Source organism: Streptomyces sp. NPDC051109 (assembly GCF_044455885.1).
Lineage (GTDB): Bacteria > Actinomycetota > Actinomycetes > Streptomycetales > Streptomycetaceae > Streptomyces.
Genome location: NZ_JBITFF010000054.1, coordinates 1 through 10712, shown reverse-complemented (window position 1 = coordinate 10712; position 10712 = coordinate 1). Strand labels below are relative to the sequence as shown.

Here is a 10712-nt window from a genome sequence, read left to right as displayed (position 1 = left end):
GCAGGGGGGACCCTGTGGGAGAGTAGGACGCCGCCGAACAATCATTGTAGAAAGCCCCGTACCGGGTATCCGGTACGGGGCTTTTCTGCGTTCTGAGCCGGTGCGGCTTCCTGTAGGGTCAGGAGGCATCGTTCGTACGTTCAACAGTGGAGGCCCCCGGGTGGAGGTCCAGGAGACTCGGGTTCAGACGGACCGAATTTTCACCATTCCGAACATCCTGAGCATGGCTCGCCTCGCCGGCGTGCCCCTGTTCCTCTGGCTGATTCTGGAGGAGCACGACGGCTGGGCACTGGCCGTCCTCATGCTCAGCGGGGTCAGTGACTACCTCGACGGGAAGCTGGCGCGGCGCTGGAATCAGATCAGCAACCTCGGTCGGCTGCTGGATCCGGCCGCAGACCGCCTGTACATCCTCTCCACGCTCTTCGGGCTGACCTATCGAGACATTCTGCCGCTGTGGCTCACGGGGGCGCTGGTGGCCCGTGAGCTGATGCTGCTGGTGATGGTCTGGATCCTGCGCCGTCACGGCTATCCGCCCCCCCAGGTCAACTTCCTCGGCAAGGCCGCGACCTTCAACCTGATGTACGCCTTCCCCCTGCTGTTGCTCAGTGACGGCACGGGTTGGTTGGCCTGGATGGGGGCAGTTTTCGGATGGGCGTTCGCCGGATGGGGTACAACCCTCTACTGGTGGGCAGGAATCCTTTACGTGGTGCAAGTCCGCCGGCTCGTGAAGGCGGACGCCGCGGCCGATTGAGCTCGCTCGGCGTGGTGCTGACGCGGAGGAGTTGCGAAGTCACCGTCCGGACGGGTGAGGTCGGCGAGAACGTCGTCTCTCTAGGAGGACTCTTCCGACATGAAGGCCGTCGTGATGGCCGGTGGCGAAGGCACTCGTCTTCGCCCCATGACCTCAAGCATGCCCAAGCCGCTCCTGCCGGTGGCCAACCGGCCGATCATGGAGCACGTGCTCAGGCTGCTCAAGCGGCATGGGCTCAGCGAGACCGTTGTTACCGTCCAGTTCTTGGCCTCACTCGTCAAGAACTACTTCGGTGACGGCGAGGAGCTCGGAATGGAGCTCACCTATGCCAACGAGGAGAAGCCACTCGGCACTGCCGGCAGCGTGAAGAACGCCGAGGAGGCCCTGAAGGACGATGCTTTCCTCGTCATTTCCGGCGATGCACTCACCGACTTCGACCTCACCGACCTCATCCGCTTCCACAAGCAGAAGGGCGCACTCGTCACGGTGTGCCTGACCCGGGTGCCGAACCCGCTGGAATTCGGCATCACCATCGTGGACGAGGAAGGCAAGGTCGAGCGCTTCCTCGAAAAGCCGACCTGGGGGCAGGTCTTCTCGGACACCGTCAACACCGGTATCTACGTGATGGAGCCCGAGGTCTTCAATTACGTGGATCCGGACGTTCCGGTCGACTGGTCCGGCGATGTGTTCCCGCAGCTGATGAAGGAAGGCCGGCCGATCTACGGCTACGTGGCCGAGGGCTACTGGGAGGACGTCGGCACGCACGAGAGCTACGTCAAGGCACAGGCCGACGTACTCGAAGGCAAGGTCCAGGTCGACATGGACGGCTTCGAGATCTCGCCCGGCGTGTGGATCGCCGAAGGCGCCGAGGTGAGCCCGGACGCCGTGCTGCGCGGGCCGCTGTACATCGGGGACTACGCCAAGGTCGAGGCCGGCGTGGAGATCCGCGAGCACACCGTCGTCGGTTCGAACGTCGTCGTGAAGAGCGGGGCGTTCCTGCACAAGGCCGTCATCCACGACAACGTCTACATCGGCCCCCACAGCAATCTGCGCGGCTGCGTCATCGGCAAGAACACCGACATCATGCGGGCTGCCCGGATCGAAGACGGGGCCGTCATCGGTGACGAGTGCCTGGTCGGTGAGGAATCGATCATTCAGGGGAACGTGCGCGTCTACCCCTTCAAGACGATCGAGGCCGGCGCCTTCGTCAACACGTCGGTGATCTGGGAGTCCCGCGGTCAGGCGCATCTGTTCGGCGCCCGTGGAGTCACCGGCATCCTGAACGTGGAGATCACCCCCGAGCTGGTGGTCCGGCTCGCCGGCGCGTACGCGACGACCCTGAAGAAGGGGGCGACGGTCACCACGGCCCGTGACCACTCCCGCGGCGCGAGAGCGCTCAAGCGGGCGGTGATCTCGGCGCTGCAGGCCAGCGCGATCAACGTGCGCGACCTGGAGAACGTACCGCTGCCCGTGGCGCGCCAGCAGACCGCGCGCGGCACCGCGGGCGGGATCGTGGTCCGTACGTCGCCCGGAGTGCCGGACTCGGTCGACATCGTGTTCCTGGACGAGCGCGGAGCGGACCTCTCGCTGCAGCAGCAGCGCAAGCTCGACCGGGTGTACGCGCGCCAGGAGTACCGGCGGGCGTTCCCGGGCGAGATCGGCGACCTCCAGTTCCCGGGCAGTGTCTTCGACGCCTATACGGGTTCCCTGCTGCGACGGGTGGATACGACCGGCGTCGCCGATTCCGGGCTCAAGGTGGTCGTGGACGCCTCGAACGGCAGTGCCGGGCTCGTGCTGCCCAGCCTGCTCGGCCGGCTCGAAGTGGACGCGCTGACGATCAACCCGGGGCTCGACGAGTCCCGGCCGACGGAGACCGCGGAGTCCCGGCGGGCCGGGCTGGTGCGGCTCGGGGAGATCGTGGCCTCGGCGCGGGCCGCCTTCGGCGTGCGCTTCGACCCCGTGGGCGAGCGGATCTCCCTGGTGGACGAGCGCGGGCGGATCATCGAGGACGACCGGGCGCTGCTGGTGCTGCTCGACCTGGTGGCCGCGGAGAAGCGCAGCGGCAAGGTGGCGCTGCCGGTGACCACGACCCGGATCGCCGAGCAGGTGGCGGCGTACCACGGGACGCAGGTCGAGTGGACGACGACCTCGCCCGACGACCTGACGCGCGTGGGCCGGGCGGAGAACACGATCTTCGGCGGGGACGGCCGGGGCGGCTACATCGTTCCGGAGTTCAGCAGCGTCTTCGACGGGTCGGCGGCGTTCGTCCAGCTGATCGGTCTGGTGGCGCGGACGCAGCTCACGCTGAGCCAGATCGATGCGCGGATACCGCGAGCCCATGTACTCAAGCGGGACGTGCCGACCCCGTGGGCGGTGAAGGGGCTCGTCATGCGACGGGTCGTGGAGGCGGCGGGGGACCGACAGGTGGACACCACCGACGGTGTGCGGGTGGTCGAGGCCGACGGGCGGTGGGCGCTGGTCCTGCCGGACCCGGCCGAGGCGGTCACCCACCTGTGGGCCGAGGGCCCCGACGACGCCTCCGCGCAGGCGCTGCTGGACGAGTGGGCGGGTGTGGTGGACGGCGCAGGGCACTGAGCCCCGTAGCCGACGGAACGGGCGTGGTCCGGTGGACGGGGAGCGGCGGATGCCGCTCCCCGTCCACCGGACGGGCGCATTCGGTGTGGGGCGCGCCGACATGCGACGATGAGCGGCATGTCGCAGCCGCCCCACAACCGGAGTTCGGCGCCGGCGCCCCCCGCGCGTCCGGACGCATCCATGTCGCTGCTGACGCACGTGATGGACCACAGCCTCGACGAGGGCTACGCGGAAGCGTCGGCCCGGCACGAGGCGGAGGGCACGGCGGGTCTGCCGCGCACCCTGAAGGCCAAGCTGGCGCTCGCCGCGGGGCTCGTGCTCGCCGCCATGGTCGTCACGCTGGGTGCCGCCCAGGCGCGGATAGCCGCGCCGGTGCTGGCCAAGGAGCGGCAGGAGCTGATCGACCGGGTGCAGCGGGCCGACGAGCACGCTGACGGCCTGGAGCGGGACATCGAGCGGTTGCGGGAGAACGTCGCGAGCCGCCAGCGGGAGGCGCTCAAGCAGCACGGCGGGGACCAGGGGCAGCTCGTGGCGCTGCTCTCCGGCGCGACGGAGGTCCAGGGACCCGGTCTCAAGCTGGTCGTGGACGACGCGAAGGGCTCCTCCTCGGGCGGAGGCGGCAAGCCGCGCGAGAACGCCGGGTTCTCGGACACCGGCCGGCTGCGGGACCGGGACATGCAGAAGATCGTCAACGGGCTCTGGCAGTCCGGCGCCGAGGCCGTATCGATCAACGGGCAGCGGCTGACGGCGTTGTCGGCGATCAGGGCCGCGGGTGACGCGATACTGGTCGACAACAGGCCCCTGGTGCCGCCGTACGAGGTGCTGGCCGTGGGGGACAAGAAGCGGCTCGGGACGGCGTTCCAGGACTCCGCGGACGGCCAGTACCTGCACGCCCTGCAGGAGAACTACGGGATCCGCGCCACCTTGTCCCCGGCGGACGAGCTGCGGCTGCCGGCCGCGTCGAGCCTGACCGTGCGTACAGCTACAGCAGAAGAGCCGAAGAAGGGTGCATCGTGATCGCGGTACTGGGCCTGGTGGCCGGAGTGGTGGTCGGACTTCTGGTCCGGCCCGAAGTGCCGGCCGTCGTCGAGCCGTATCTGCCGATCGCCGTGGTGGCGGCGCTGGACGCGGTGTTCGGAGGTCTGCGCGCGATGCTGGACGGCATCTTCGTCGACAAGGTCTTCGTGGTCTCGTTCCTGTCGAACGTGGTCGTCGCGGCGCTGATCGTCTTCCTCGGCGACAAGCTGGGCGTCGGCTCGCAGCTTTCCACCGGCGTGGTCGTGGTCCTCGGCATCCGCATCTTCTCCAACGCCGCGGCCATCCGCCGGCACGTGTTCCGGGCGTGAGGCCGATGAGTACGAACGACAACCCGCCCGAGGAGCCGATGGGCTCCGAGCTGCCGCCGCAGGACGAGTCGGCGCGGCCCGCCGAGCCCGCGGCGGCCGGCGAGGGGGCCCAGGCCGGCCGGCCCGGTCCGGCCGACGCGTCCGGTCGGGCCGACGCGTCCGGTCGGGCCGACGCGTCCGGTCGGGCCGACGCGTCCGGTCGGGCCGAGAAGCCCGGTCAGGCCGCGGAGCCCGGTGAGGCCGGGAAGCCCGCCGAGCCGGCCGAGCCCGCGCCGAGCGGCCGGCGGCGGCTGGCGGAGGCGGTGTGGCCGCCGCGCGTGAGCCGCGCCCAACTGATCGTCGCGCTGCTCCTGTTCGTCCTCGGGCTGGGCCTTGCCATCCAGGTGCGCTCGAACAGCGACTCCAGCGCGCTGCGCGGGGCCCGCCAGGAGGACCTCGTACGGATCCTCGACGAGCTCGACGGGCGGACCAAGCGCCTGGAGGACGAGAAGCAGCGGCTGGAGGACCAGCGCAAGGAGCTGGAGAGCAGTTCGAACCAGGCCGAGGAGGCCCGTCGCCAGACGGTCGAGAAGGAGCGCCAACTCGGGATCCTGGCCGGTACGGTGGCGGCGCAGGGACCGGGCATCACACTGAAGATCACCGATTCCAAGGGCCAGGTGCAGTCGGACCAGCTGCTGGACACCCTCCAGGAGCTGCGGGCGGCCGGGGCCGAGGCGATCCAGGTCAACGGAGTGCGCATCGTGGCGAGCTCGTTCTTCTCGGACGAGGGCGGCGGGATCGGGATCGACGGTAAGAAGATCACACAGCCGTACGAGTTCAAGGTGATCGGCAAGCCGCAGGATCTGGAGCCCGCCCTGAACATTCCCGGCGGTGTCGTGCAGACGCTGGAGAAGGAACAGGCCACCGTTGCCGTCACACGGTCGGCGAAGATCGTTGTGGACGCCTTGCGGGCTGCGAAGCAGCCTGACTACGCTCGGTCGTCAACGTCGTGACGCGGGACGGAGCGCGGACGGGCTCACGCGGGCTGACGCCTGCGGGGGGTCGGCGCGCCGAAGTCGTCCCGCGTGGTGGAAACTGTCTGGTGGTTACGGACGTTGTGAGAATGTCCGGGTCGGCAGGTGTGTGCATTCGGAGTTCGTCCTGCCCCACGGGCGGGTCTGTTTCGTTCAAGGGGAATCGCCCGTGAAGTTGTTTGAGAAGTTGTTCGGCAAGAAGAACCGCGAGGAAAGCGGTGCGGCCAAGCACCGCGCGGGGCAGGGAGAGGTGGAAGGGCAGGGCGACCGGCCGCTCTTCCGCGACGAGGTCGCGGGCCCGGGGGATGTTTCGGGCGCGCCCGGCGCGTCGTCTGTTGACCCTGCCGGTTCCGGACGCATAGGTTTCGGTGAACCATCAACCTCAAGTTCGGGTGGAGGGTTTGCCCCCGACCCGTATGCCACCAATGCCTCCGCGGGGCAGCCGCGGCGCGAGGAGCCGTCCATGTCGGCCGAGCAGGTTTGCAGCAGGTGCGGACACCGCAGCGATGCGGCCAGCCGGTTCTGCTCCAACTGCGGCGCGCCGCTGCGGGCGGGTCTGACGCCGGAGCGTGCCTCGGAGACCACGTCCACCATCTCGATCTCGGGCCTTGAGGCCTACGAGGCCGAGGTGTCGGGACAACAGCACGTGTCGTCCTCGCTGTCCCCCGAGGCCCAGGCCGCGGTGGAAGCCCTGCCTCCGGGTTCCGCTCTGCTCATCGTGCGGCGCGGCCCCAACTCCGGCAGCCGCTTCCTGCTGGACGGTGAGCTGACCACGGCGGGCCGGCACCCGCAGAGCGACATCTTCCTGGACGACGTCACGGTCTCCCGGCGGCATGTCGAGTTCCGCAGGAGCCAGGACGGCGGCTTCACCGTCGCCGACGTGGGCAGCCTCAACGGCACGTACGTGAACCGTGAGCCGATCGACTCGGTCGCCCTGCACAACGGCGACGAGGTGCAGATCGGCAAGTACCGGATGGTCTTCTACGCGAGCCTGCGGGGCATCTGACCGCCCCTGGGCTCCGCCTGGGGGACCCCTGTCCCCGGAGGGAAGGTCCCATGCTGCGTATCCCGGCCGGCGGTGCCCCGAAGAGCGGCGCCGCCGGCAGTGCCGGCTCGGCCGGGCGTCTCGTGAGCATCGGCACGGTGCTCACGCTGCTGCGCGACGAGTTCCCCGAAGTCACGATCTCGAAGATCCGCTTCCTGGAGGCGGAGGGGCTCGTCGAGCCCCGGCGCACACCTTCCGGATACCGCAAGTTCAGCACCGAGGACGTCGAGCGGCTGGCCCGGATCCTGCGGTTGCAGCGGGACCACTACCTGCCGTTGAAGGTCATTCGCGAGCAGCTGGACGCGCTCTCCCGTGGCGAGCAGATCCGTATCCCCGCGCCCACGGCGCACGGGGATTCCGTCGATCCCGCGAGCCCTTCCGCCGTCTACGGCGAGGTGGGCCGGGAGCGGGCCGCCGCGCCCCGGATGGGCCGCGCCGAGCTGCTCGCCGCAGCCGAGGTGGACGAGGCGCAGCTCGCCGAGTGGGAGTCGTACGGGCTGATCGGCGAGGCTCCCGGCGGCGGATTCGACGCCGGGGCGGTCACCGTGGCCCGGCTGGTGGCGGATCTGGGCCGGTTCGGGCTGGAGCCGCGGCACCTGCGGGCCATGAAGGCCGCCGCGGACCGCGAGGCGGGCCTGGTGGAGCAGGTCGTGGCACCCCTGCGGCGGCACCGCAACCCACAGACCAGGGCGCATGCCGAGGCCACTCTGAAGGAGCTCGCGGGGCTGTCCGTACGGCTCCACGAGGCCTTGGTACAGACCGCGCTCGGGGTCCGTCTGCACTGACCTCGGGACCCCCGAGAGGGGCCCGACTACCCAAACCTGCCGAGCAGGTCCTAGGGTTGCTGTGTGAACGAGCTCGACGTTGTGGGTGTCCGGGTGGAAATGCCCTCCAACCAACCGATCGTGCTCCTGCGTGAAGTGGGAGGCGACCGGTACCTCCCCATCTGGATCGGACCAGGGGAGGCGACCGCCATTGCCTTCGCGCAGCAGGGCATGGCCCCTGCCCGGCCGCTGACGCACGACCTGTTCAAGGACGTGCTGGAGGCGATCGGCCAGGAGCTCACCGAGGTCCGGATCACGGATCTGCGGGAGGGAGTCTTCTACGCGGAGCTTGTCTTCGCCAGCGGGGTCGAGGTGAGCGCGCGGCCCTCCGACGCCATAGCGCTGGCCCTGCGTACCGGTACGCCGATCTACGGGAGCGACGGCGTGCTGGACGACGCCGGCATCGCCATTCCGGACGAGCAGGAGGACGAGGTGGAGAAGTTCCGCGAGTTCCTCGACCAGATCTCCCCGGAGGACTTCGGTACCGGACCGCAGTGAGCCGCCGGTCGCGCCGTCCGCGCCGCGTGTCCCGGGGGTGCATCAGCCCATTCGGTTAGCCTTTCCCCGGCTTAGGACACGGGAAACCACTCTCAGGGTGATTATCACTCGGCGTGCCGAGTGTGGCGATCGTTGACGCACCCCTGGTGACTGCCTACCTTCGAGGGGGCAGGTCAAGGACGGAGGGTCGGCGTGAGAGTCACGGGCGACGGTACGACCGGGGGCATCCCCGTGCGGAGTGACGGTGGGCCGTACCCGCTCCACGGCAGCGCGGCCGGTGCCGCGCGCCGTCAGCCGGGCAACGCGCCGGTCGCACCCCTGGACGCGGACGCGGCACCCGAGCAGGTGGGCTACCGGGGACCGACCGCGTGCGCCGCGGCGGGCATCACGTACCGCCAGCTCGACTACTGGGCGCGGACCGGGCTGGTGGAGCCCACGGTCCGCCCCGCGTACGGCTCGGGGACCCAGCGTCTCTACAGCTTCCGGGACGTCGTCGTCCTGAAGATCGTCAAGCGCTTCCTGGACACCGGGGTGGCGCTGCAGAACATCCGGACCGCCGTCCAGCACCTGCGCGACCGCGGTTTCTCGGACCTGGAGCGCATGACGCTGATGAGCGACGGCGCCACCGTGTACGAGTGCACCTCGCCGGACCAGGTCGTGAGCCTGCTCCAGGGCGGGCAGGGCGTCTTCGGCATCGCCGTGGGCGTGGTCTGGCGCGACGTGGAGAACGCGCTCTCGCAGCTGCACGGGGAGCGGGTCGACACCGGCGAGACGGTGGTCGGCCACAACCCGACGGACGAGCTGGCGGCGCGCCGCAACCGGGCCGGCTGAGCCCTACCCGGGCGCGGTCCGAAGACGCCGGGCCCGGCCCCGGCCGAATGTCAGTGGCATGAGGCAGCATCGGGGCTGTGAGAGCCGCGCCGACCATCCTGCATCTGGACATGGACGCCTTCTACGCCTCCGTGGAGCAGGCGTCGAAGCCGAGCCTGCGCGGGAAGGCCGTGATCGTCGGCGGGCTCGGACCGCGCGGGGTGGTCGCCACCGCCTCCTACGAGGCCCGGCGCTTCGGGGTGCATTCGGCGATGCCGATGGCCCAGGCGCGCCGGCTCTGCCCGAACGGCGCGTACCTGATCCCCCGCTTCCGGCTGTACCAGGCGGTCAGCGAAGTGGTCATGGGGCTGCTGCGGGAGCTGTCCCCGCTGGTGGAGCCGCTCAGCCTGGACGAGGCCTTCGTGGACCTGGAGGCGGGCGGGACGGCCTTCGACTCGAAGAGCGCCCGGGAGACGGGGGAGCGACTGCGGGCCGACATCCGGGCCGCGACCGGCCTGAGCGGTTCCGTCGGGCTGGCGGGGTCCAAGATGCTGGCCAAGGTGGCGTCCGAGGAGGCCAAGCCGGCCGGGCTGCTGCTGATCGAGCCGGGGACCGAGCGGGAGCTGCTCGCCCCGATGTCGGTGCGGACCCTGCCCGGGGTGGGGCCCGTCACGGGCGAGCACCTGCGCCGCGCGGGGATCACCACGGTCGGGGAGCTCGCCGAGGCCGGCGAGGACGAGCTGGTCCGGATGGTGGGGCGCTCGCACGGGGTCGGGCTGTACCGGATGGCGCTGGGGCTGGACGACCGGCCGGTGGTCGCCGAACGGGATGCGAAGTCCGTGTCGGTGGAGGACACCTTCGACGTGGACCTGCACGACCGGGTGCGGATCCGGACCGAGGTGCAGCGCCTCGCCGACCGGTGCGTGGAGCGGCTGCGGGGCTCGGGGCACTCCGGGCGCACGATCGTGCTGAAGGTGCGGCGGTACGACTTCTCGACCATGACGCGGTCGGAGACGCTGCGGGGCCCCACCGACGACCCGGCGGTGGTGCGGGAGGCCGCGGCGCGGCTGCTGGAGGCGGTGGACACGACGGGCGGGGTCCGGCTGCTGGGGGTGGGCGTGACGGGCCTCGCGGACTACACGCAGGAGGACCTGTTCGCCCAGTCCATGGCGGCGGAGGCGGAGGCCGCCGCGGAGGCAGCGGCGCAGGAGGCTGCCGAGGCCGCTGCGGGGGGCGCGGCCGCCGCGTCGGCAGGTGCCAGGGAGGCCGGGGCGCGGGGAGCGCCTGGAGGGCCCGCAGAGGCCCCGCAGGGCGCGGACGCACCCGGGGCGCCCGGGGGGCCGGAGCCCGCCCCGGAGCGGCGCTGGGCGGCCGGGAGTGACGTACTGCACGCCGTGTACGGGCCCGGGTGGGTGCAGGGCAGCGGGGTCGGGAGGGTGACCGTGCGGTTCGAGCAGCCCGGATCGCCGCCGGGCCGGGTGCGGACCTTCCGGGTGGAGGACCCCGAGCTGGAGCCCTCCGATCCGCTGCCCCTCGTGGGACAGGCCGGGGCGGACGCCCCCTAGTACGGGGTGTCCGCACAGTCGTGCCGGGCGCCGGAGGGGCGCCCGGCTGCGGCGTCTGGTGTCGTGCCTCGCAAGGCGGAGAGGGGGCGCCCGTGTGGGACGTACTCGTGCGCTCCGGCAACGCGGCGAGGCGTGGTACCCGCGGCCCGGGCGCGACTTCGCCGACGCCTCCTAGTGACCTGAGTCGAAGATTCATCGTTGGTTGGGTATGAGTCGTCCGGGTCCGAAGATTCCGCCGTTGTCGGTGACCGATGCCCAGCGGGCC

10 protein-coding genes are annotated in these 10712 nt (G+C 70.7%); all 10 read left to right on the top strand.

What is annotated here, in order from left to right:
• The first annotated feature begins 160 nt into the window (after positions 1-160).
• The 10 genes from ACIBAD_RS37240 to ACIBAD_RS37195 all read left to right on the top strand — a co-directional run bounded on the left by ACIBAD_RS37240 (position 161) and on the right by ACIBAD_RS37195 (position 10447).
• Positions 161-751: a CDP-alcohol phosphatidyltransferase family protein gene (locus ACIBAD_RS37240; RefSeq protein WP_134074563.1), complete on the top strand. Its 591-nt coding sequence runs from the start codon at positions 161-163 to the stop codon at positions 749-751.
• A 99-nt stretch (positions 752-850) separates the two neighbouring features.
• The gene (locus ACIBAD_RS37235; RefSeq protein WP_134074562.1) at positions 851-3346 is read left to right on the top strand and encodes a mannose-1-phosphate guanyltransferase; all 2496 of its coding nucleotides are present in this window, start codon (positions 851-853) and stop codon (positions 3344-3346) included.
• Between the two features lie 108 nt (positions 3347-3454).
• The gene (locus ACIBAD_RS37230) at positions 3455-4363 is read left to right on the top strand and encodes a DUF881 domain-containing protein (protein WP_208329118.1); all 909 of its coding nucleotides are present in this window, start codon (positions 3455-3457) and stop codon (positions 4361-4363) included.
• Entirely contained in the window at positions 4360-4692 is a 333-nt protein-coding gene (locus ACIBAD_RS37225) for a small basic family protein (RefSeq protein WP_030158423.1), read from the top strand. The genes ACIBAD_RS37230 and ACIBAD_RS37225 overlap by 4 nt, the downstream gene beginning before the upstream one ends.
• Before the next feature lie 5 nt (positions 4693-4697).
• Positions 4698-5684, top strand: a complete 987-nt coding sequence (locus tag ACIBAD_RS37220; RefSeq protein ID WP_398911464.1) for a DUF881 domain-containing protein — start codon at positions 4698-4700, stop codon at positions 5682-5684.
• A gap of 130 nt (positions 5685-5814) precedes the next feature.
• Positions 5815-6711, top strand: a complete 897-nt coding sequence (locus tag ACIBAD_RS37215; RefSeq protein WP_134074560.1) for an FHA domain-containing protein — start codon at positions 5815-5817, stop codon at positions 6709-6711.
• Positions 6712-6761: 50 nt separating this feature from the next.
• Positions 6762-7535 carry a MerR family transcriptional regulator gene (locus ACIBAD_RS37210; protein ID WP_208329117.1) on the top strand — a complete coding sequence of 258 codons (774 nt, stop codon included), beginning with the start codon at positions 6762-6764 and terminating at the stop codon, positions 7533-7535.
• Between the two features lie 63 nt (positions 7536-7598).
• Positions 7599-8072 carry a bifunctional nuclease family protein gene (locus ACIBAD_RS37205; protein WP_134074559.1) on the top strand — a complete coding sequence of 158 codons (474 nt, stop codon included), beginning with the start codon at positions 7599-7601 and terminating at the stop codon, positions 8070-8072.
• 192 nt (positions 8073-8264) lie between these two features.
• Positions 8265-8903, top strand: coding sequence for a MerR family transcriptional regulator (locus tag ACIBAD_RS37200; RefSeq protein ID WP_134074558.1), 639 nt, complete (start codon positions 8265-8267; stop codon positions 8901-8903).
• Positions 8904-8980: 77 nt separating this feature from the next.
• Positions 8981-10447: a DNA polymerase IV gene (locus ACIBAD_RS37195; protein ID WP_398911460.1), complete on the top strand. Its 1467-nt coding sequence runs from the start codon at positions 8981-8983 to the stop codon at positions 10445-10447.
• The last annotated feature ends 265 nt before the right edge of the window (positions 10448-10712 follow it).

Bases quoted from the DNA above. Each gene is read 5' to 3' on its own strand.
- ACIBAD_RS37220 (WP_398911464.1), top strand. From the start codon at position 4,698: ATGAGTACGAACGACAACCCGCCCGAGGAGCCGATGGGCTCCGAGCTG.
- ACIBAD_RS37210 (WP_208329117.1), top strand. From the start codon at position 6,762: ATGCTGCGTATCCCGGCCGGCGGTGCCCCGAAGAGCGGCGCCGCCGGC.
- ACIBAD_RS37230 (WP_208329118.1), top strand. From the start codon at position 3,455: ATGAGCGGCATGTCGCAGCCGCCCCACAACCGGAGTTCGGCGCCGGCG.
- ACIBAD_RS37235 (WP_134074562.1), top strand. From the start codon at position 851: ATGAAGGCCGTCGTGATGGCCGGTGGCGAAGGCACTCGTCTTCGCCCC.